Origin of the sequence: Roseomonas rosulenta, assembly GCF_016106005.1 — a bacterium.
GTDB classification, from domain to species: Bacteria; Pseudomonadota; Alphaproteobacteria; order Acetobacterales; family Acetobacteraceae; genus Neoroseomonas; species Neoroseomonas rosulenta.
The window spans coordinates 38,129-59,800 of record NZ_JACADR010000005.1 but is presented as its reverse complement, the minus strand read 5'-3'; the positions used below and the strand labels follow the sequence as shown (position 1 = coordinate 59,800).

General features: G+C 71.1%; 21 protein-coding genes. 13 read left to right on the top strand and 8 right to left on the bottom strand.

The features are described from left to right. A partial coding sequence (locus HW578_RS02100; protein ID WP_369407792.1) for a YraN family protein occupies window positions 1–323 on the top strand: 323 nt, incomplete at its 5' end. Between the two features lie 69 nt (window positions 324–392). Here the strand turns inward: HW578_RS02100 and HW578_RS02095 are convergent. From HW578_RS02095 to HW578_RS02085, 3 genes are read right to left on the bottom strand one after another with little or no spacing between them, the layout of a single operon-like run. Then, window positions 393–1,910: a YifB family Mg chelatase-like AAA ATPase gene (locus HW578_RS02095; RefSeq protein WP_198368868.1), complete on the bottom strand. Its 1,518-nt coding sequence runs from the start codon at window positions 1,908–1,910 to the stop codon at window positions 393–395. Window positions 1,911–1,958: 48 nt separating this feature from the next. Continuing rightward, entirely contained in the window at window positions 1,959–2,945 is a 987-nt protein-coding gene (locus HW578_RS02090) for a dipeptidase (RefSeq protein WP_198368867.1), read from the bottom strand. Further along, window positions 2,942–3,976: a histone deacetylase family protein gene (locus HW578_RS02085; RefSeq protein WP_198368866.1), complete on the bottom strand. Its 1,035-nt coding sequence runs from the start codon at window positions 3,974–3,976 to the stop codon at window positions 2,942–2,944. Before HW578_RS02085 ends, HW578_RS02090 begins: the two co-directional genes overlap by 4 nt. Window positions 3,977–4,067: 91 nt before the next feature. On the opposite strand from HW578_RS02085, the gene HW578_RS02080 reads away from it, so the two are divergent. Genes HW578_RS02080 through HW578_RS02045 form a run of 8 tightly spaced genes read left to right on the top strand, consistent with a single transcriptional unit; the run spans window position 4,068 to window position 14,418 of the window. Beyond that, window positions 4,068–5,657, top strand: a complete 1,590-nt coding sequence (locus HW578_RS02080) for an ABC transporter substrate-binding protein (RefSeq protein ID WP_232478470.1) — start codon at window positions 4,068–4,070, stop codon at window positions 5,655–5,657. Further along, window positions 5,657–6,643 carry an ABC transporter permease gene (locus HW578_RS02075; RefSeq protein ID WP_198368865.1) on the top strand — a complete coding sequence of 329 codons (987 nt, stop codon included), beginning with the start codon at window positions 5,657–5,659 and terminating at the stop codon, window positions 6,641–6,643. Before HW578_RS02080 ends, HW578_RS02075 begins: the two co-directional genes overlap by 1 nt. 30 nt (window positions 6,644–6,673) lie before the next feature. Then, entirely contained in the window at window positions 6,674–7,519 is an 846-nt protein-coding gene (locus HW578_RS02070; RefSeq protein ID WP_198368864.1) for an ABC transporter permease, read from the top strand. Continuing rightward, window positions 7,516–9,126, top strand: a complete 1,611-nt coding sequence (locus tag HW578_RS02065) for an ABC transporter ATP-binding protein (RefSeq protein WP_198368863.1) — start codon at window positions 7,516–7,518, stop codon at window positions 9,124–9,126. Before HW578_RS02070 ends, HW578_RS02065 begins: the two co-directional genes overlap by 4 nt. A gap of 10 nt (window positions 9,127–9,136) precedes the next feature. Then, the gene (locus HW578_RS02060) at window positions 9,137–10,432 is read left to right on the top strand and encodes an ArgE/DapE family deacylase (RefSeq protein ID WP_198368862.1); all 1,296 of its coding nucleotides are present in this window, start codon (window positions 9,137–9,139) and stop codon (window positions 10,430–10,432) included. Next, complete coding sequence (locus HW578_RS02055) at window positions 10,429–11,664, top strand: Zn-dependent hydrolase (protein WP_198368861.1); 1,236 nt, start codon at window positions 10,429–10,431, stop codon at window positions 11,662–11,664. The genes HW578_RS02060 and HW578_RS02055 overlap by 4 nt, the downstream gene beginning before the upstream one ends. Beyond that, on the top strand, window positions 11,661–12,917 hold the full coding sequence (locus tag HW578_RS02050) for a Zn-dependent hydrolase (RefSeq protein ID WP_198368860.1): 1,257 nt from the start codon (window positions 11,661–11,663) through the stop codon (window positions 12,915–12,917). The genes HW578_RS02055 and HW578_RS02050 overlap by 4 nt, the downstream gene beginning before the upstream one ends. Before the next feature lie 4 nt (window positions 12,918–12,921). Then, window positions 12,922–14,418 (top strand): M81 family metallopeptidase, encoded by a 1,497-nt coding sequence (locus tag HW578_RS02045; protein WP_198368859.1) that lies wholly within the window; start codon window positions 12,922–12,924, stop codon window positions 14,416–14,418. A gap of 9 nt (window positions 14,419–14,427) precedes the next feature. Here HW578_RS02045 and HW578_RS02040 read toward each other — a convergent pair whose 3' ends face one another. From HW578_RS02040 to HW578_RS02030, 3 genes are all read right to left on the bottom strand, one after another. After that, window positions 14,428–15,348, bottom strand: a complete 921-nt coding sequence (locus HW578_RS02040; RefSeq protein ID WP_198368858.1) for a sugar kinase — start codon at window positions 15,346–15,348, stop codon at window positions 14,428–14,430. A gap of 2 nt (window positions 15,349–15,350) precedes the next feature. Further along, window positions 15,351–15,977: a bifunctional 4-hydroxy-2-oxoglutarate aldolase/2-dehydro-3-deoxy-phosphogluconate aldolase gene (locus tag HW578_RS02035; protein ID WP_198368857.1), complete on the bottom strand. Its 627-nt coding sequence runs from the start codon at window positions 15,975–15,977 to the stop codon at window positions 15,351–15,353. 67 nt (window positions 15,978–16,044) lie between these two features. Then, window positions 16,045–16,374, bottom strand: a complete 330-nt coding sequence (locus tag HW578_RS02030) for a hypothetical protein (RefSeq protein WP_198368856.1) — start codon at window positions 16,372–16,374, stop codon at window positions 16,045–16,047. A 357-nt stretch (window positions 16,375–16,731) separates the two neighbouring features. On the opposite strand from HW578_RS02030, the gene HW578_RS02025 reads away from it, so the two are divergent. Further along, window positions 16,732–18,030 carry a hemolysin family protein gene (locus tag HW578_RS02025; RefSeq protein WP_198368855.1) on the top strand — a complete coding sequence of 433 codons (1,299 nt, stop codon included), beginning with the start codon at window positions 16,732–16,734 and terminating at the stop codon, window positions 18,028–18,030. On the opposite strand, the gene gpt is transcribed toward HW578_RS02025, so the two are convergent. Further along, window positions 18,031–18,510 (bottom strand): xanthine phosphoribosyltransferase, encoded by a 480-nt coding sequence (gpt, locus tag HW578_RS02020; RefSeq protein ID WP_198368854.1) that lies wholly within the window; start codon window positions 18,508–18,510, stop codon window positions 18,031–18,033. Further along, entirely contained in the window at window positions 18,510–18,851 is a 342-nt protein-coding gene (locus HW578_RS02015) for a tRNA-binding protein (protein ID WP_198368853.1), read from the bottom strand. The genes gpt and HW578_RS02015 overlap by 1 nt, the downstream gene beginning before the upstream one ends. 296 nt (window positions 18,852–19,147) lie before the next feature. Between HW578_RS02015 and HW578_RS02010 the strand changes: the two genes are divergently transcribed. The 3 genes from HW578_RS02010 (at window position 19,148) to ggt (ending at window position 21,665) form a co-directional block, all read left to right on the top strand. Continuing rightward, window positions 19,148–19,333: a hypothetical protein gene (locus tag HW578_RS02010; RefSeq protein ID WP_198368852.1), complete on the top strand. Its 186-nt coding sequence runs from the start codon at window positions 19,148–19,150 to the stop codon at window positions 19,331–19,333. Between the two features lie 104 nt (window positions 19,334–19,437). Beyond that, entirely contained in the window at window positions 19,438–19,887 is a 450-nt protein-coding gene (locus HW578_RS02005; protein ID WP_198368851.1) for a hypothetical protein, read from the top strand. Between the two features lie 173 nt (window positions 19,888–20,060). Next, window positions 20,061–21,665 carry a gamma-glutamyltransferase gene (ggt, locus tag HW578_RS02000; protein ID WP_198368850.1) on the top strand — a complete coding sequence of 535 codons (1,605 nt, stop codon included), beginning with the start codon at window positions 20,061–20,063 and terminating at the stop codon, window positions 21,663–21,665. Window positions 21,666–21,672: the final 7 nt, after the last annotated feature.

Genomic DNA, 21,672 nt, shown 5'->3' with positions numbered 1-21,672 from the left:
CGGAGGCCGTGGCGGCCGGCGCGCTGGAGCGCGAGGGCTGGGCCGTGCTGGCGCGGCGCGCGCGCACGCCGGCGGGCGAGATCGACCTGGTGGCGGAGCGCAGCGGGCTCCTGGCCTTCATCGAGGTGAAGGCGCGGCCCTCCTTGAACGAGGCCGCCTTTGCGCTCGGCGCGCGGCAGCGCGCGCGGCTGGTGGCGGCGGCGGAGTGCTGGCTGGCGGTGAACCCGGGTCATGGCGCGGCGGGGATGCGCTTCGACGTGGTGATCGTGGCGGCGGACGGGACGGCGCGGCGGATCGCGGATGCCTTCCGCCTCGGGGACTGAGACCCGCCGTCAGTCTCCAAGTTGCAGATGAAGGAGGGGGTTCGGGGCGCTCTCTCCCCCGACCTTGTTTCAGGCCGCCTGGCGCCCGGGCATGCGGTGCCGGAAAGCCAGCGCCTCCGCCACATGCGCGCGGCGGATGGTGGCGCTGCCCGCGAGGTCCGCGATGGATCGCGCGACGCGCAGCGTGCGGACATGGCCGCGCGAGGACAGGCGCAGGCGCGTCGCGGCCGTCTCCAGCAGCGCCTCGGCCTCGGGATCGAGCAGCGGCTGGAGGTGGCGCAGCTCGGCCTCGGCATTGTTGTGCGGGCCTGCGGCGCCGTAGCGGGCGCGCTGTGCGTCGCGTGCCGCTTGCACGCGGGTGGCGACGGCGGCCGACGTCTCGCCGGCCGGCGCGCGCGTGAGTTCGGCGGCCGGAATGGGCATGACCTCGATGGTGAGGTCCATGCGGTCGAGCAGCGGGCCGGAGAGGCGCCCCTGGTAGTCCTCGCCGCAGCGTGGTGCGCGGCCGCATTCGCGGCCCGCCTCGCCAAGGTAGCCGCAGCGGCAGGGGTTCATCGCGGCGATGCACTGGAAGCGCGCGGGGTAGGTGACGTGGGCGTGCACGCGGCTGATGGTGGTGCGCCCGGTCTCCATGGGCTGGCGCAGCGCCTCCAGCGCGGGGCGCGGGAACTCCGGCCATTCGTCGAGGAACAACACGCCGCGATGCGCGAGGCTGATCTCGCCGGGCCGCGCGCGCGCGCCGCCGCCGATCAGTGCGGGCATGGACGCCGAATGGTGCGGGTCGCGAAAGGGTGGGCGCATGACCAGGCGGCCGCCTTCGAGCATCCCGGCGATGGAGTGGACGAGGGAGACCTCCAGCGCCTCGGCGGGCGAGAGGTCGGGCAGCAGGCCGGGCAGGCGCGCGGCGAGCATCGACTTGCCCGCGCCTGGCGGGCCGATCATCAACAGGTTGTGCCCGCCCGCGGCGGCGATCTCGATGGCGCGCTTGGCGGATTCCTGGCCCTTCACCTCTGACAGGCACGAGGTCGCGCGCGGCGTGGTGTCGACGGCCGGCGGCTTCGGCGGCGAGAGCAGCTGCACGCCCTTGAAGTGGTTCAGCAGGGAATGGATGTCGGGCGCGGCAAGCACCTCGATCCGACCGGCCCAGGCGGCTTCGCCGCCCTGCGCGGCGGGGCAGATCAGGCCGAGCTCGCGCGCCGAGGCACCGAGCGCGGCTGGCAGTACGCCGGCGACTGGCACGATCGATCCGTCGAGCGAGAGTTCGCCCAGCGCCGCGTAGCCGGCGGCATCCTCCTTCGGGATGATCTCCATCGCGGCGAGCAGCGCGAGCGCGATAGGCAGGTCGAAATGCGAGCCTTCCTTGAGGATATCGGCCGGCGCCAGGTTCACGAGGACACGCTTGGGCGGCAGCGAGAGGCCGAGCCCGGTGAGGGCCGCGCGCACCCGTTCGCGGCTTTCGGTGACCGCCTTGTCGGGCAGGCCGACCAGCAGGAAGGCGGGCAGGCCCGGGGCGATCTGCACCTGCACCTCGACCGGCACGGGGTCGATGCCGGCGAAGGCGAAGGTGGCGATGCGGGCGATGGTCATGGCGTGCCGCCAGGGTGGCGGAACGCCATAAACAATTCAACCTGTGAGTTATTCCGCGGCGGTCTGCGCGACCCGCATCAGCCGGCGGAAATTGCCTGACCAGAGGAGGTCGACCTCGCGCGGGCCGTAGCCCCGCGCGCGCAATTCGGCGGTGAGGTTCATCGTCTCCGAGGCATCCTTCCAGCCCGGGATGCCGCCGCCGCCGTCGAAATCCGACGACAGGCCGACATGGTCGATGCCGATGCGCGCGACCGCGTAGTCCACGTGGTCGACCATGTCCTTCACCGTCGCCGGGGATTTCCCGCCGGGCGGTGCCGCGCGCAGGAAGGCGTCGAGGGCGGTGATCTGCACCAGCCCGCCGGTGGCCCGCAGCATGTCGAGCTGCTCGTCATCGAGATTGCGCGGATGGTCGCACAGCGCGCGGCAGCAGGAATGGGTGGCGACGACCGGCACGCGGGAGAGTTCCGCCGCCTGCATCATGGTGGACTTCGCGCTGTGCGAGACGTCGATGAGCAGGCCGAGGCGGTTCATCTCGCGGATCGCGTCGCGGCCGAGAGCGGACAGGCCGCCATGTTCCTCCGCTGCGTCGCCGAACTCGGGCTTGGGGCGCGCGGCATCGGCCAGGTCGTTGTGGCCGTCATGGGTCAGGGTGAGGTAGATCGCGCCGAGGTCGCGCCACAGAGCCAGGCGCGAGAGGTCGCGCGCCAGCGCATTGCCGTTCTCGACCGCGGAGAGGACGCACAGCGCGCCCGCGGCGTGCGCGGCTTCAAGCTCCGCCGCGGTGGCGCAGAAGCGGCGCGTCGCACCGTCCGCGCGGGTGCGGATGTGGCGCAGCATGGCCTCGGCGCGCGCGGCGGCGGCGGCGAGGTTCTCGGCATCGCGCTTGCCCTGCGGCGTGTAGGCGATGAAGATCGCGGCGTTCAGCCCGCCGCGCGCCATCTTCGGGAAATCGACGCGGCGGTCGCTCTCGGTGGTGGCGTCGGGCGGATCGGGCCAGCGGATGTCGATGTGCGTGTCGAGGGTGAGCAGGGTCATGCTGCGGCCCAGCCATTCAGGAAGCGTTCGAGCAGCGTTCCGATCAGATCCACGTTGTAGCCGCCCTCCTGGGTGATCGCGGTGGGGAGTTTCAGCGCGCCGATCATCTGCCCGGCGCGGGCGAAGCCTTCGTCGGTGACCGCGAGCGCGCCGAGCGGTTCGTCCTTCGAGGTGTCGAAGCCCAGCGCGACCACCAGCGCATCCGCCTTGAAGTCGCGGATGGGTGCCAGCGCATAGCGCAGCGCATCGAGCCAGCCTTCGTCCGGCGTACCGAAGGGCAGGGGCATGTTCATGTTGCGGCCATCTCCGGCACCCGCGCCGCGTTCATGCGTGCGGCCGACGAACCAGGGGTAGTAGTTGTCCGGGTCGCCATGGATGGAGATGGTCAGCACGTCGCCGCGCTCCCAGAAGATGCCCTGGGTGCCGTTGCCGTGGTGGCTGTCGATGTCGAGGACCGCCACGCGCGCGGCCCCCGCATCGCGCAGGTGCTGCGCGGCGAGCGCGGCGTTGTTCACGTAGCAATGCCCGCCGGCGCGCCCGGCATAGGCGTGGTGGCCGGGCGGGCGGCAGAGCGCATAGGCGGTGCCGCCCTTCGCGGCTTCCGCCGCGGCGGCCAGGGCGCAGGCCGCCGCACCCTGGATGGCCGCCCAGGAGCCAGGCCCGATGGGGCAGCCGGTGTCGGCGGTGTACCAGCCGGCGCGGGCGATGATGCTGGCGCCGGTGCGCCCGCCCTGCGCGACCATCTCCGGCACGGGATGGATGTTCGCCACCACCTCCGGCCCTGGATCCGGCAGCTTCGCCCACTCCGCCGCGGCGGTGGCGAGGAAGTCGAGGTAGTCGGCGCGATGCACGCTCTCGAGTGCGCGCGGGGGCAGCGGCGGCGGCGCGGCGGGAGCGAGGCCCATGCGGTGCAGCGCGGCTTCGAGTGCGGCGGCGCGTTCGGGGATCTCGAAATTGCGGCGCACGCGGCCGCGCTGGAGGAAGAAGGAGGGCGTGTGCCCGGCCTGGGACGCGTCGGCGAAGGTCTTCATAGTGGTGGGAGGCTAGGCAGCGCATCGCGGCTTGTCCACGCGCGCGAATGGGGGATAGCGTTGCCGCCTCACGCCCTGGGGAGATAAGAAGATGGTCGTCTCGCGTCGTGGCCTCATGGCTGCCGCCGCCACTGCACCCGTCCTGATGCGCGCCTCCGAGGCTCTGGCACAGGGCGTCGCCCCGCGGCGCGGCGGCACGCTGCAGATGATGCTGACCCCCGAGCCGCCCGTGCTGCAGATCGGCGTGAACCAGCAGGGGCCGACGCTTGCGGCCGCGCCCAAGATGTTCCAGGGGCTGCTAAGCTTCTCCCGCACGATCGAACCCACGCCGCTGCTCGCACGGTCCTGGACGATCAGCCCCGACGGCAGGGAGTACGTGTTCAACCTGCAGCCGAACGTGAAGTGGCACGACGGCCAGCCCTTCACCGCGGATGACGTGATCTTCTCGATCATGAAGTTCCACATGGAGCTGGCGCCGCGCGCGCGCGCCATCTTCCAGCTGATCGAGACCTGCGAGGCGACCGACCCGCACACCGTGCGCATCGTGCTGAAGCAGCCCTTCCAGCCCTTCCTGCTGATGTTCGACGCGACGGCGGCGGCGATGGTGCCCAAGCACCTGTTCGACGGACGCGACTACCGCACTGCGCCGGCGGTGCAGCGCCCGGTCGGCACGGGGCCGTTCAAGTTCACCGAATGGCAGCGCGGCAACTTCATCCGGATGGACCGCTTCGAGGACTACTGGAAGCCGGGACAGCCCTATCTCGAAACCATCATCTACCGCATCATTCCGGACAGCCAGAGCCGGCGCCTGGCGCTGGAATCGGGCCAGGTGCTGCTGAGCCAGGCCTCGGACATCGAGCCCTTCGACATCCCCGCGCTGCGCCAGCGCCCGAACCTCGAGGTGAACACGAATGGCTGGGAGTATTTCTCCCCGCTGTCCTGGATCGAGCTGAACCATCGCGTGAAGCCGCTCGACGACGCGCGCGTACGGCGCGCCATGTCGATGGCGATCGACCGCAACTTCATCGTCAACCGGCTGTGGTTCGGCGTGGGCAAGCCCGCCACCAATCCGGTGGCGAGCACCACGCGCTTCCATGACACGAGCGCGCGGCTAGCCGCCTTCAACGTGGCGGAGGCGAACCGCATTCTCGACCAGGCGGGGTATCCGCGCAATGCGCAGGGCGTGCGCTTCACGCTCAAGCACATCCCGCTGCCCTATGGCGAGATCTGGACGCGGCTGTCGGAATACCTGCGCCAGGCGATGCGCAACGTGGGCATCGCGCTCGACCTCGAATCGACCGATGCCGGGTCCTGGGCGCGGCGCGTGGGCAACTGGGAATACGAGACCACGATCAACTTCGTCTACCAGTTCGGCGACCCGACGCTCGGTGTCGAGCGCACCTATGTCTCGACCAACATCCAGCGCGTGACCTTCACCAACACCGGCGGCTACGCCAACCCGCAGGTGGACGCGCTGTTCCAGCGCGCCCGCGCCTCGGCCGCCGCGACCGACCGCCAGGCTGCCTTCAGCGAGGTGCAGAAGCTGCTGGTCGAGGAAGTGCCGCAGATCTGGCTGATGGAGCTGTCCTTCCCGACCATCCACGACAAGCGGGTGAACAACGTCATCACCTCGGGGCTCGGCGTGCATACCTCCTTCGACGACGTGTTCATCGCCGGCTGATGGAGCTCTCGAAGCTCCCGGGTTTCCTGCTGCGGCGCGGGGTGAAGGCGTTCGTCGTCATCCTCGCGATCGTGGTGTGCAACTTCCTGCTGATCCATGCCGCCCCCGGCGACCCGGCGAGTGTCATCGCCGGGCAGTCGGGGGCGGCGGATGAACGCTTCCTCGCGCAGCTGCGCGAGCAGTTCGGGCTCGACAAGCCCTTCCATGTGCAGCTGTGGATCTACCTCAAGGGCGTGCTGACGCTGGACCTGGGGTTCAGCCACCGGCAGCAGCAGCCGGTCTGGGGGCTGATCCGCGAACGCCTGCCCGCGACCTTGCTGCTCACGGGCGCGGCCTTTGCCTTCGCCGTGGCGGCGGGGGTCGCGCTCGGCACGCTGGCGGCGCGGCGCGTCGGCACATGGGCGGATTCCATCATCACCGTGATCGCGCTGACCTTCTACGCCACGCCGCTGTTCTGGGTGGGGCTGATGCTGGTGCTGTTCTTCTCGGTCTGGCTGGAATGGCTGCCATCCTTCGGCATGGCGAGCGTGGGGGCGGACCTCGCCGGCATCGCGGCGGTGTTGGACGTGGGCAAGCACCTGATCCTGCCGGCGGCGACGCTCGGGCTGTTCTACCTCGCGGTTTATGCGCGCCTCACGCGCGCGACGATGCTCGAGGTGGCCGACCAGGACTTCGTGAAGACTGCGCGCGCCAAGGGCGTGCCGGAGGGCCAGGTGATCCGCCGCCACGTGCTGCGCAACGCGCTGCTGCCGGTGATCACCTTCGCCGGCATCCAGGCAGGGCAGCTGGTGGGCGGGTCGATCCTGGTCGAGACGGTCTTCGCCTGGCCGGGGATCGGGCGGCTCGCCTTCGATGCGCTGCTGGCGCGCGACTACGCGGTGCTGCTGGGCGTGTTCTTCTGCACCTCGGTCATGGTGGTTCTGTTCAACCTGGTGACGGACCTTCTCTACGCCGTGGTGGATCCGCGCGTGGAGGTCGAGGGGTGACCGCGCGCGGTCGCGGCGCAGGGGGCGCGCATGGCTGACTTCTGGCGGCGCTTCCGGCGCAACCGCGGCGCCGTGGTGGGGCTGGTGATCCTGCTGCTGGTCTTCCTGTTAGCCGCGCTGGCGCCGGTGATCTATCCGGGATCGCCCTGGGACATGGCGACCGCCCCCTTCGTGCCGCCGGGCGAGGAAGGGATGCTGCTCGGCTCGGACAGCCTGGGGCGCGATGTCGCGGCGGGAATCGCGCATGGGGCGCGGATCTCGCTGATGGTCGGCGCGGTCTCGACCGTGGCGGCGCTGCTGATCGGCGTCACGCTGGGCGCCATCGCAGGCTATCTCGGCGGCATTGCCGATGATGCGGTGATGCGCTTCACGGAATTCTTCCAGACCATCCCGTCCTTCGTCTTCGCCATCCTGCTGGTGGCGATCTTCACGCCGACCATCTCCTCCGTGGTCTTCGCCATCGCGGTGGTGTCCTGGCCGCCGGTGGCGCGCGTGGTGCGAGCCGAGTTCCTGTCGCTGCGATCGCGCGAATTCGTGCAGGCGGCAGAGGTGCTGGGCAAGTCGCGGCTGTCGATCGTGTTGACGGACATCCTGCCCAATGCGCTCTCGCCCATCGTGGTCCTGGCCTCGCTGATGGTGGCGTCCGCCATCCTGCTGGAGAGCGCGCTGTCCTTCCTCGGCCTCGGCGATCCCAACCTGATGACCTGGGGGTTCCTGATCGGATCGGGACGCAGCGTGATCCGCCTGGCCTGGTGGATGAGCGTGTTCCCGGGGCTTGCGATCTTCCTGACCGTGCTGGCGCTGAATCTGGTGGGCGAGGGGCTGTCGGATGCGCTGAACCCGCGCCTCGCGCGCCAGCGGGGCGGGCCGGCATGACGCTGCTGTCGGTCGAGGGGCTGACCGTCGCGCTCCCCGCGGGCGGGGACCGGCCGCATGCGGTGGAGGAGATCGCGCTCAGCGTCGATCCGGGCGAGATCGTCTGCGTCGTCGGCGAATCGGGATCGGGCAAGTCGATCACGGCAAACGCGGTGATGGGCCTGCTGCCGAAGCAGTTGCCAGTGCGCGCGGGGCGCATCCTGTTCGAAGGGCAGGACCTTCTGGCGCTGGGGGCGGAACCGATGCGCCGGCTGCGCGGCGCGCGGGTGTCGATGATCTTCCAGGAACCCATGACCGCGCTGAACCCGGTGATGCGCGTGGGCGAGCAGATCGCGGAAGCCATGCGCGTGCACGGTGCGGGCGGCGATGCGGCGCGGCGCGTGCCGGAACTGCTGGCGGCGGTGAACCTGCCGGACCCGACGGCGACGGCGCGCGCCTATCCGTTCCGGCTCTCGGGCGGGCAGCGGCAGCGCGTGATGATCGCGATGGCGCTGGCGCTTGAACCATCCCTGCTGATCGCGGATGAGCCGACCACGGCGCTCGATGTCACCACGCAGATGCAGATCCTGCGGCTGATCCGGGAGATCCAGTCGCGCCGCGGCACCGGCGTGCTGTTCATCACGCACGACTTCGGCGTGGTGGCGGAGATCGCCGACCGCGTGGCGGTGATGCAGCACGGGCGGATCGTGGAGCAGGGTGCCGCGGCCGAGGTGCTGAACCGCCCGCAGCACCCCTATACCCGCGCGCTGATCGCGGCGGTGCCGCACGGCGCGCCGGGCGCGGCGCGCGTGCCCGACAGCGGCCCGCCGGTGCTGGTGACGAAGGGGGTCGAGAAGACCTATCGCCGCTCCGGCGGCTGGTTCGGCCCGAAGCCGGTGGTGCGCGCGGTGCACGATGCCGACTTCACGCTGGCGCGCGGCGAGACGCTGGGGCTGGTGGGCGAGTCCGGCTCGGGCAAGTCCACGCTCGCGCGCTGCGTGGTGAAGCTGGTCGAACCCGAGCGCGGCGAGATCATCTTCGAAGGGGCCGACCTGCGCCCGCTCTCGCGCGGCGCCTGGAAGCCCTATCGCAAGAAAATCCAGATGATCTTCCAGGACCCTTTTGCCTCGCTGAACCCGCGTCGGCGGGTGGGGGAGATCATCGCCGAGGGACCCATCACGCATGGCACGCCGCGCAGCGTGGCGGAGGCGCGCGCGCGGGACTTGCTGGCGCTGGTGCAGCTCGATGCCGGGGCGATGGAGCGCTACCCGCACGAATTCAGCGGCGGGCAGCGCCAGCGCATCGGCATCGCCCGCGCGCTGGCGATGGAACCGGAACTGCTGATCGCGGACGAACCGGTCAGCGCGCTGGATGTGTCCGTGCAGGCGCAGGTGCTGGCGTTGCTTGCGGATATCCGCGACCGGCTCGGCCTGACCATGCTCTTCATCACGCACGACCTGCGTGTCGCCGCACAGGTCTGCGATCGCATTGCGGTCATGCAGCGCGGCGCGATCGTCGAGCAGGGGCCGACGGCAGAGGTTTTCGGCAATCCGCAGCACGCCTATACCCGGCAATTGCTGGACAGCATCCCGGGGCGCAACTGGACGCCGCCGGTGATCGCCGCCTGAGGAGCACGCCATGTCCGATACGATCGACCCCGGCGCGCGCCGCGCGATCCTGGAGGCGGTGGACGCGCTGCGCGACGATGCCGTGCGCATGCTGGAACGCCTGGTGCGCTGCCCCTCGACGCTGGGCAACGAGGCGTCCGCGCTGAACGAGATGGCGCGCATCTATGAAGCGATCGGCCTCGCGCCGCGCCGCGTGCCGACCGACCCCGTGGCCTTGGAGTCGCATCCGGGCTTCTCGCCGCCGCTGCTGGATTACGCCGGGCGCGACAATGTCGTGGCGGTGCATACCCCGCGCGACCGCAAGGGGCGCAGCCTCGCGCTGCAGGGCCATGTGGACGTGGTGCCGGAAGGGGCGGCCGACATGTGGCTGACCCCGCCCTACGAGCCTGCCATTCGCGACGGCCGCATGTATGGCCGCGGCGCGGGGGACATGAAGGCGGGGATCGTCTCCTACGTCGCGGCCTTCAAGGCGCTGCGCCTCGCCGGGCTGCAACCCGCCGCCGAGGTGCAGATGCAGTCGGTGATCGAGGAGGAATGCACAGGCAATGGCGCGCTCGCCGCCATGCTGGCGCTGCCCCGCACCGATGCGGTGATCATCCCTGAGCCCGGCCCCGGACTGCCCGCGATGTATGCGGCCGAGGTCGGCGTGGTCTGGGCTTGGGTGACGGTGTCGGGCCGGCCGGCGCATGTGCGCGACATGCAGGCGGGCTTGAATGCCATCAAGGCCGCCAATGCCATTGCCGCGCGCTTCGAGGACTATCAGGCCGAGATGAACAGGGCCGAGCGCATCCACCCCGCCTTCCGCGGCGTGAACCATCCGGTGAACGTGAACTTCGGCACGATCGAGGGTGGGGAATGGAATTCCTCCGTACCCACGCGCGCGCGGATCGGCATGCGCGTTGGCGTGATGATGGGATACACCGCGGCGCAGACCAAGGCGGACATCGAGCGCATCGTGGCTGAGGCGGCGGCCGACCCTGCGCTGAAGGGCGCGACGGTGAAACTGGAGTTCAAGGGCTTCATGGCCGATCCCTGCGTCTTCGACATGAGCGCGCCGATCGTGACCTTGGCGAAGCGCAACTTCGCCGATGTCTCGGGCGGCTTCCTGCGCGATTATCCCGCCACTGGCCTGACGGACGGGCGCTTCTTCACGCTGTACCAGGACACGCCGGTGGCCTGCTTCGGACCGGATGCGCAGGAGATCCACGGCATCGACGAAAGCGTCGGCCTGGACTCCATGCACGACATCACCCGCACCATCGCGCTGACCATGGCGCAGTGGTGCGGGCTGGAGGCCGCGGCATGAGCATCGCGCTGAACCCCGAGCGCCTTTGGAACAGCCTGCAGGAGATGGCGCGCATCGGCGCCACGCCGGAGGGCGGCGTGAGGCGCCTCGCGCTCTCGCCCGAGGATGCGCAGGCGCGCGCGCTGCTGCGCGACTGGGCCGAGGCGGCGGGCTGCACCGTCACGGTGGATCGCCTCGGCAGCATGTACTGCACCCATCCCGGCGCCGATGCCGATGCGAAGCCGGTCGCGGTGGGCAGCCACCTCGACAGCGTTCCGACGGGCGGGAAGTACGACGGTCCCTATGGCGTGCTGCTCGGGCTCGAGATCGTCCGCGCGCTGCACCAGGCCGGCCGGCGCACCCGAGCGCCCATCACCGTGGTGAACTGGACCAACGAGGAAGGCTCGCGCTTCAGCCCGGCCATGTCGGCGAGCGGCGGCGCGATGGGTGTGATCGAGGAAGCGAAGGTGCTCGCCGCGCCGGACAATTTCGACCCCGCGATCACCTATGGCGATGCGCTACGCGCCAGCGGCTGGGCCGGCACCGCGGACCCGGCACGGGCACGCGACTTCGCCGCCTATTTCGAGGCGCATATCGAACAGGGCCCGATCCTGGAGCGCGAGGGCATCCCCATCGGCATCGTCACCCACTGCATCGGCGTCGAGCAGTGGGATGTGGTGGTGACCGGCACGGACGGCCATGTCGGCTACCCCATGGCCGGGCGGCGCGATGCGCTGGCGGCGGCCTCGGAACTGGTGCTGGCGTTGGAGCGCATCGCCACCGAGACCGGCGGCATGGCGACCGCGACGCGCATCACGCTCGCGCCGGATGCGCGCGGCAACATCCCCTCCATGGTGCGGTTCGCGGCCAATATCCGGCATCCGGATGCGGACGGGAATGCGCGCATGGAGGCCGCCTTCCGCGCCACCGTGGTAGACCTGGTCGCGCGGCGCGGCGTGGCGGTCGAGATCATTCGCGTCGGCGGCTATCCCCGCGTGCCCTTCGCGCCGCCGCTGCTCGATGCGCTGCGCCGCGGCGCGCAGGGCGCGCAGCTGAAGCATCGCGACATGCCCGGGCCGATCCCGCAGGATGCGCTGCATGTGGGCATCGTCGTGCCCTCGGCGCTGATGTTCATTCCCTGCCATGGCGGCGTCAGCCACCACCCGTCCGAGAGCATCTCGCGCGACTGGTGCGCCGCCGGCCTGGCCGCCATGGGCCCGGCGGTGATCGAAGCGGCCGGAGGCCTCGCATGACCACCAACATCCCTCTCTCCGGCGCGCGGCTGTGGGACAGCCTGATGGAGATGGCGCGCATCGGCGGCACGGCAAAGGGCGGGTGCAACCGCCAGACGTTGACCGACCTCGATTCCGAAGGGCGGCACCTGCTGCGCCGCTGGGCGGAGGCGGCCGGCTGCACGCTCAGCACCGATCGGCTGGGCAACATGGCGCTGACGCGGCCCGGGCGCGATCCGTCGCGCAAACCGGTGGCCTTCGGCAGCCACCTCGACACGCAGCCCACGGGCGGCAAGTTCGACGGCGTACTGGGCGTGCTGGCGGGGCTCGAGATCATGCGCGCGGTGCACGAGGCCGGGATCGAGACCGAGGCCCCGCTGATGCTGATCAACTGGACCAACGAAGAAGGTGCCCGCTTCTCGCCCCCCATGATGGGCAGCGGCGCGGCGATGGGCATCTTCACCGAGGCCGAGGTGCTGGCGAAGCAGGACAGCGAGGGCGCGGTCTTCGGCGCCGAGCTCGCGCGCATCGGCTGGCGGGGCGAGGCCGACCCGGCGGCGCTGCGCGACATCGGCGCCTATTTCGAGCTGCATATCGAGCAGGGCAAGCTGCTCGAGGATGCCGGGCGCGATGTCGGCGTCGTCACCCACGCGCTGGCGCAGAACTGGCTGGAGGTGACGATCGAGGGCGAGGAGGCGCATGGCGGGTCCCCCATGGCCGCGCGGCGCGATGCGCTGATGGCGGCCGCCCCGCTGATCGCCGCGATCGAGGAGATCGCGCTCGCCTCCGTCACCGCCACGGGCGAGCCGGGGCGCGCGACGGTGGGCCGGCTCACGGTCTATCCCGACAGCCGCAACATCGCGCCCTCGCGCGTGTGGTTCAGCATCGACACGCGGCACCACGACCCCGCGCTGCTGGCGCAGATGGCGGATGCGATCCGCGCGCGCGCCACGGCCATCGCCGCGGCGCGCGGCGTGCGCATCACCGTCGCGGATTTCTGGTACTCGCCGCTCACACCCTTCGACCCCGCGCTGGTCGGGCGCGTGCGCGACGCGGCGCAGCGCCTCGGCTACCGGCACATGGACATGCCCACGGGCATCGGCCACGACGCCGTCTATGTCGCCCGCAAAGTGCCGGCCACGATGATCTTCTGCCCCTGCCATGGCGGCATCAGCCACAACGAGGCCGAGAGCATCACGCCGGAATGGGCGGAGGCGGGGCTGCGCGTGCTGGCGGATGCCGTGCTGGCCACCGCCGGCATCGCGAAGGAGTGACACCATGACCCGCATCGCCATCGGTGGCTTCCTGCACGAAAGCCATTCCTTCGCGCCGCTCCCCACCGGCTGGGGCGAGTTCGTCAGGCCCGGCGGCTTCCCGCCGCTGCAGAAACGCGACACGCTGCTGGACGCGCTGCGCCCGACCTCCTGCCCCGCCGCCGGCGCCATCATGGTTGCGGAGGAGGAGGGTGTCGGCATCGCCCCGCTCGCCTGGGGCTTCGCCAACCCCGCCGGCCCCGTCACCGCCGAGGCCTTCGAGCGCATCGCCGCCCTGCTGGTCGCGGCCCTGTCGGATGCGCTGGAGGAAGGCCCGCTCGATGGCGTCTATCTCGACCTGCATGGCGCTATGGTGGCGGTCGGCTTCGACGATGCGGAGGGCGAGGTGCTGCGCCGCGTGCGCGCCGTGGTCGGGCCGGACGTGCCGATCGCCGTCAGCCTCGACCCGCACGCCAACAAGACCGCGGCGATGGTGCTGCATTCCGACGTGCTGGTGCCCTTCCGCACCTACCCGCACATCGACATGAAGCCAGCCGGGGCGCAGGCGACGCGGCTGCTGCTGCGCATGATCCGCGAGGGGCGCCGCCCGGCGAAGGTGTTCCGCGAGATCGACTATTGGACCCCGCTGCCGGGCCAATGCACCATGGTCGCGCCGATGGCGGACGTGATGGCGGAACGTGCGCGGCTTGGCGAAGCGCCGGGCATGTGGGAACTCGGCTTCTGCTTTGGCTTTCCCTATGCGGATTTTCCCGGCTGCGGCATGGCCATCGCATCCTACGGCGACACGCCGGAGCAGGCGGCGGCTGCGGCCGATGCGCTGGCGCGCTTCATCGCGGCGAAGGAGCCGGAATTCGCGCTCGGCGTGCTGCCCGCGGCCGAGGGGGTTGCGCGCGCCGTGGCCGCCGCGGGCAAGGGGCCGGTGATCCTGGCGGATACGCAGGACAACCCTGGCGGCGGCGGGCATGGCGACACCACCGGGCTGCTCGCGGAACTGATCCGCCAGGACGCTCAGGGCGCGGTGCTGGCGCCGATGAACGATGCCGAGGCCGCTTCCGCCTGCCATGCGGCGGGGGAGGGGGCGACGCTCACGCTCGAACTCGGTGGCAAGAGCGACGGCGCGCCGCTGCAGGTCACCGCGGTGGTCGAGCGGCTGAGCGATGGCCGCTTCACGCTCACCGGCCCGATGGGTGCTGGGAACCCGGCGGATCTCGGCCCTTCCGCGCTGGTGCGCGTTGCACCCGGCGTGCGCGTCATCATCGTCACGCGCAAGATGCAGGCGCATGACCAGGCGCTATTCCGCCATGTCGGCATCGAGCCGGCCGAGCAGCGGATCGTCGCGGTGAAGTCGAGCGTGCATTTCCGCGCCGACTTCCAGCCGATCGCCTCCGAGGTGATCGTGGTGGCGGCCCCCGGCCCGGTGGTGGCCGATCCGGCGGTGCTGCCCTTCACCAATCTGCGCGCGGGTCTGCGGCTGCGGCCGGGGGATAATCGGCGGAAGTGACGCGGTCTCTCAGCCGCGCAGCAGCGCGAGAACCGCCTCCGCACGCGGGATCGGCGCCACCGCGCCGTAACCGGTGGTGGCGAGCGCTGCGGCGGCATTGGCGTAGCGCGCCGCATCCGTGAGCGCGTCGCCGGCCAGCAGCCGGGCCAGGAGCGCGCCGGCGAAGGTATCCCCCGCGCCGGTCGCATCGACGGCATCCACGCGATGCGCGGCGATGCGCGTGCGGGCCTGCCGCGTTGCGACCAGGCAGCCCGCTGCGCCGCATTTCACCACGACGCTGGGGCAGAGGCGCAGGTAGAAGTCGGCCACTGCATCGGGGTCTGCGAGCCCGGTCAGCGCGGTGGCGTCGTCGAGCGAGGGCAGGGCGATGTCGGCCATGGCGATGGCGGCGTGGATCACCGCTGCGGCGCGCGCGGCAGGCCACAGGCGAAGCCGCAGGTTGGTGTCGTAGGAGACGCGCACGCCCGCGGCGCGGGCGATCTCGATGGCGCGGAAGCCGGCGTCGCAGGCGCTCTCGGAGATGGCCTGGCTGATGCCGGACAGGTGCAGGATGCGCGCGCTGCGGATCGCCGCCTCCGGCAGGTCGGCCGGGCGGTAGCGCGCGGCGGCGGAACCGGCGCGGTAGAAGGTGAAGTGGTGGCCCTGCGCATCGTGCGTGACCACGTAGATCCCTGTCGGCGCCTCGGGATTGCGGATCACGGTGGCGGTGTCCACGCCTTCGGCCGCCCAGAGGGTGAGGAAGCTGTCACCCGGCACGTCGGTGCCGATCGCGGTGACATACCCGACCGAGGCGCCGGACCGCGCCGCGGCGATGGCGGCGTTCGAGGTGTCGCCACCATGGCCCTCGAGATAGAGCACGCGGCCATCGGGGCCGGCCGGCTGGCGGTTGAACTCCAGCATCGGTTCGCCGAGGCAGAGCAGGTCCGGCATCGTCAGGTGCGCATGATGCCGAGCGCGTCCTCGGCCGCCTGCATCACGGCCTTGCGGTCGCCGGCGGCGACCAGCGCCTCGTCCACCAGCCTGCCGCCGATGCCCACGAAGGCGGCGCCGGCGGCGAGGTAGTCGGGTGCGTTGCGCGCATCCACGCCGCCGGTCGGGCAGAACGCGACATCGGGGAAGACCGCGCGCAGCGCCTTGATGTGGGCGGGACCGCCGGCGGAGGCGGCCGGGAAGATCTTCACCACGTCGGCGCCGGCGGCGAGCGCGGCGCGGACCTCGGTGGGCGTGAGGGCGCCCAGCATCAGGCATGCGCCGGCGTCCTGGACGGGCGCGGCGAGGGTGGCATCGACCCAGGGGGCGACGATGAAGCGCGCCCCGGCCTCGAGGCAGGCCTCGGCGGCGCGGGCATCGGGCACGGTGCCCGCACCCACCAACAGGGCCGGGTCGGCCGAGAGGGCCCGGATCAGGGCGGGGGCCTCGGGCACCGTCATGGTGATCTCGAAGACGGTCATGCCGGCCTCCTGCAGCCAGGCGACGGCGGTGGCGGCGCGCGCGGCGGTGCTGGCGCGCACCACCGGGATGATGCGGGCCTGGCGCAGGCGTGGGATCAGGGGGTGCATGGCGGTCGGGCCTCCGGGGCCGCCATGCTTGGCCGATGACGGGGCGGGGGCAAGGCCCCGCGCCGCGTCAGACCGCCATGCGGTCGGCGGTGGCCTGCAGCGTGCGGGAGGCGGCCAGCGCGCGCTCGATCTCGGCGGCGGTGGAATCGAGGGCGGAGCGGTAGCCGTTCACGCTCTGGCCGAGCCGCGCCATGGTGGTGGAGAGGTCGCCGATGGCGGCCCGGAGGCCGGCGGTGGCGTCGGACTGGTCGGCAATGGCCTCGTCGAGGCGGCGGAGCGCCAGGCGGAGGCGATCTTCCGGGCGCAGGGGGAAGGCGGCGATGTCCGCCGGCGCTCCCCGCGCGGCGATGGCCTTGGCGGTTGCGGACGAAGGTGTCGGCGGGAGGGTTGCAGACATGGGGCCTCGGCACGGCTTGTTAATATTCTTTTAGTGAATCTCCGCGGCTGAGGCGAGAGGAAACTGTCTCGCTTTCGCGTATTCGTCGCGAAAAGGCGCGAATCGGAGTGAGTGTGATCCATGGTGTGAGAACGCATCAAAAACACCAAAAAGCAAAGAGTTACGGTAAATTCTGCGAGTCGTGTGCGAGCTGGGTTGCCCCGCATCTGGTGGCAGGGCCGGGAGCGGTCACACAATCTTAGAGTGTATCACGCTCTCGTGTAGTACCTGTTGCGCGCTCAGCCCGGCGCGGCATTCCCCGGTTACGGCTCGCCGCTCGATGCTCTATGCGTCGTGCCGGAGGTCGCACTTACCGCAATGGGTACACTTCTCGAGATCGGCGTGATCCTGCTGCTCGTGCTGGTCAATGGCGCCTTCGCAATGAGTGAGCTGGCCATCGTCTCCTCCCGCAGGTCGCGGCTCATGGCCATGCAGCGCCAGGGCAGCCTGGGCGCCGAGGCGGCGCTGGCCCTGGCCGACGATCCGCAGCGCTTCCTGCCGACCGTGCAGGTCGGAATCACGCTGGTGGGCATCTTCGCCGGTGCCTTCGGCGGCGCGCGGCTGGCCAGCACGCTGGGCGGCGCGCTCAACGCCATCCCGGGCGTCGCACCCTATGGCGTCGAGATCGCCTTCGCCCTGGTGGTCATCGCGATCACCTATCTCAGCCTCATTCTCGGCGAGCTGGTCCCGAAGCAGGTCGCCCTGCGCAACCCGGAGCGGGTGGCGGTGATCGTCGCGCGGCCGCTCGCGCTGCTGTCGCGCGTGTCGCTGCCGATCGTTTGGGTGCTGGGGAAGTCCTCGGCCTTCGTGTTGCGCTTCTTCGGCCCCGCCCGGCCGGGCGAGCAGTCGGTGACGGAGGAGGAGGTGAAGGCGGTGGTCGCCGAGGGCGTGCAGGCCGGCGCCCTGGAATCCGAGGAACGCCACATGATCGAGCGCGTGCTGCGCCTGGCCGACAAGCCGGTCCGCGCGCTGATGACGCCGCGCAACGACCTCGCCTGGCTCGACCGTTCCGACACGCCGGCGGAGATCGCCGCCACGCTGCGCGCGCGCGACGTGATGCGCTTCGTGGTGGCGGACGGGCGCGTGGACAACGTGGTCGGCGTGGTGGTGGCGAAGGACCTGCTGGACCAGATGCTGGAGGGCGCGCCGCTGGCCCTCGATGCCGTGCTGCGCCAGCCGCTCGCGCTGCCCGACACGCTCTCCGCGCTCGATGCGCTGGAGCGGCTGCGCGGGGATGCGCTGGGGATGGCGCTGGTGCTCGACGAATACGGCTCCTTCGAGGGGGTGGTGACGGCCTCCGACCTGCTCGAGGCGATCGTGGGCGAACTCGGCGCGGCCGAGGTGCTGACCGGCGGCGATGCGGTGGAGCGCCATGACGGGTCACTGCTGCTCGACGGGTCCATGCCCTCGGACGAGCTGCGCGCGCGGCTTGATCTGCCGGAACTGCCCGGGGCGGGCACCTACCACACGGTGGCGGGGCTGATGCTGGCGCTGCTCAATCGCGTGCCGAAGGAGGGCGACCGCATCGTCTGGGCCGGCTGGCGCTTCGAGATCGTGGACATGGACGGCCGCCGCGTGGACAAGGTGCTGGCGAGCCGGGAGGAGGTCGTGGCCTGACTACTGCGCCGCCGCCGTCTTCGCGATCGGTGCGATGAATTGCGGCTCCGTGTCCCAGGGGAACAGGATCCAGGTGTCCTGCGACACCTCGGTGATGAAGGTATCCACCGTCGGCTTGCCGGCGGGCTTCGCGTAGACCGTCGCGAAATGGGCCTTGGGCAGCAGGGCGCGGACCACGCGCGCAGTGGTGCCGGTATCCACCAGGTCGTCCAGGATCAGCCAGCCCTCGCCGTCGCCGGCCGCCGCCGGGGGCTTCGCCACGCTCGGTTCGCCGCGCGTCTGCTCGTCATAGGTGATGATCGAGACGCTCTCGATCAGCCGGCAATCCAGTTCGCGCGCGATGATCGCGGCCGGGATCAGCCCGCCGCGGGTGATGGCGACGATGCCCTTGTAGGGGCCGCGTTCGAGCAGCCGCCAGGCCAGCGCCTTGCTGTCGCGGTGCAGCTGGTCCCAGGTGACCGTGTAGTATTTCTGCGCCATCAGAACATCTTTCCCCCGTCGGGCACCCGCAGGTCCGGCTTCAGCAGCACCACTGCGCCGTTCTCGTCCGGCACGCCGAGCACCAGCACCTCGCTCTCGAAGCCCGCGATGCGACGCGGGGCGAAGTTCATCACCGCCATCACCTGGCGGCCGATCAGCCGGTCGGGCGCGTAGTGCACGGTGATCTGCGCGGAGGACCGCTTCACCCCGAGCGTGCCGCCGAAATCCACCCAGAGCCGGATGGAGGGCTTGCGCGCCTCAGGGAAGGGCTGGGCGTCCACGACGGTGCCGACGCGGATGTCCAGGCGATCGAAATCCTCGGTCGTGGCGGGGCTGTCCATGCGCTGCGTCTAGATCAGAATGGTGGGACGTGGAAACTCCCCGCACGGCCTTGCCTGTCCTGCCGGCTGTCGGCGGGGCCGGTCGGGGCGGGCGTCGCGCCGGAGGCCTGCATCGCCATCGCGCGCGTGAATCCTGGGCAGGACTGTCGCCCGCGGTGCGCATATCGGGCAGGCAGGATGCAACCCCGCCGGCCCTGTCGCGTTCACGTCATGTACGCTCGGACCTGAGCGCAAGGCGGCACATTGGCCCGGCCGGGCGCCGCGAGGCGCCAGCCGGCCACGACGGAGTACCTCACATGCGAATCTCCATCCGCGCGGCGCAGGCCGCGGCGCTCGGCACCCTTCTGCTGGGCGGCTGCACCGTCAACAACCGGCCGCCGGAGCAGGTCGTGATCCGTGACCAGCCAGCGCCGACGACAACCATCGTCACGCGCCCGAGCTCCGGCGCGCCGTCCACGGTGCTGGTGCAGCCGGCCTACTAGACCGCGACGCCAGCCCGCCGCGCGCGCCCCGGCCCCCCCCGGGACAGGACGCTGCGTGGCGACGCGCGTGGCCGCGCACTGAACCCCTTTGAAGGAGATCTCACGTGCAAACGACGTGTTGGCGGCATGCCGCCCTTGGCGCGATGGTGGTCGCGATCCCGGCCCTGGCCCTGGCGCAGGCCCCGAAGCCCTCCGGCGACGCCGCCATCACGGAGATGCAGCAGCAGCAGCGGGCCAATCCCGCCACGCCCGCGGTGCCGAGCCAGAACCGCGAAGGCGCCCGTGCCGATGCCAGGGACGCCGACTGGGTCGATACCCGGCAATGGCTTACCCAGGCGCGCGAGTCGGCGGCCCAGGGCAATCTGGGGTCGGCGAACGAATTCCTCGAGCGTGCCGCGACGCGGATGATGAACCGCAGCGTGGAGGCAACCCGCGCCACGGTGCCGATGTACGACCTGCGCCTGCGCCACATCACCCTGGCGCGCGAGGCGGTGCAGCGGCGCGACGGCGCCGAGGCGATCCGCCAGATCGACCTGGCGCTGACCACGGGCTGACCCGGCGGGCGCGCAACCCGGCGCCGGCAGAAGCCCTGCCGAGCGCCCCCGTGGCCGCGTCCGGGGGCGCCCGCCATGGCGCGCGCGCATCGCTGCCGGGCGGGGCGGGGGGCTTTCCCCAACGCGCGTGACGTTGCATGGAGGGGCCAAGACCTCACGGAAACGGACCCCCGATGCGCGATTTCCACCTGCCCGGCCGCAGCCCCGCCTATGGCGTGAACGGCATGGCCGCCACCTCCATGCCGCAGGCGACCCTTGCCGCACTGGATATCCTGCGGGCGGGGGGCAATGCCCTCGATGCCGCCATCGCCGCCTGCGCGGTGCAGTGCGTGATCGAGCCGGCCTCCACCGGGATCGGCGGCGACTGCTTCTGCCTGTACGTGCCGGCCGGGACCTCGAAGGTCGTGACGCTCAACGGCTCGGGCCGCGCGCCGGCGGCCGCCACGCCCGAGGCGCTGCGCACGGCGGGCATGACCGCCATGGTCAATACTTCGGCCCATTCGGTGACCGTGCCGGGCGCCATCAGCGCCTGGGAACTGCTGAACCGGACGCATGGGCGGCTCGGCCTCGATGCCATCCTGCAGCCGGCGATCCGCTATGCGGAGGAAGGCTTCGCGATCTCGCCGCGCGTGGCCTGGGACTGGGTCGGCAGCGTGGGCAAGCTGATGAAGCACGAGGCCTCGGCCCGGCGCTTCCTGCGCGATGGCGAGGCGCCGAAGCTGGGCACACGCTTCGTGCAGCCGGAGCTGGCGCGCACGCTGCGCGCCATCGCCGCGCGCGGCAAGAAGGCCTTCTACGAGGGCGAGGTCGCGGCCGACATCGTCGCGACCCTGCGCGCCGCCGGCGGGCTGCACACGGAGGAAGACTTCGCGCGCGGCGCCGATGTCGCGGAATTCGTCGAGCCGATCTCGATCGACTGGCGCGGCATGCAGGTCTTCCAGTGCCCGCCGAACGGCGTTGGCATGCATGTGCTGCAGATCCTGGGCATCCTCGGCAACCTCGACACGCCGGAGCAGGGGCCCTTCAGCGCCGAGCGCTTCCACCGCCACATCGAGGCCGCGCGCCTGGTCTACCGTGACCGCGACGCCTTCCTGGCCGACCCCTCGCAGGTCGATGTGCCGGTCGAGCGGCTGCTCTCGGCCGACTACCTGAAGCGCCTCGCGGGCATCATCCGCGACGAGGCGGCGATGCCGGAACTCCCGCCCGCCGGCGAGAGCGACCTCGCGAAGCACAAGGACACCGTCTACCTCTGCGTGGTCGACAAGGACGGCAACGCCTGTTCCTTCATCAACTCGCTGTTCGAGGGCTTCGGCACAGGCATCCTGGCCGAGAAGTCGGGCGTCATGCTGCAGAACCGCGGCTTCGGCTTCCGGCTGCAGGAAGGCCACCCGAACTGCATCGCGCCCAACAAGCGGCCGCTGCACACCATCATCCCCGGCATGGTGATGAAGGACGGGCAGGCCATCATGCCCTACGGCGTGATGGGCGGGCGCTTCCAGCCGATGGGCCAGTCGCTGTTCCTGACCAACCATTTCGAGTTCGGTCTCGACGTGCAGGAGGCGATCGACCATCCGCGGCTGATGCCGCAGGACGGGAAGGTCCAGGTCGAGACCGGCATCTCCGGCCAGGTGGTGGACCGGCTGAACCGCCTCGGGCACGAGTGCGTGCTGGTGGACAAGCCGCATGGCGGCGGTCAGGCGATCTTCATCGACCGCGAGAAGGGCTGCCTGGTGGGCGGGTCCGACCCGCGCAAGGATGGGTGTGCACTGGGATACTGAACGGCGG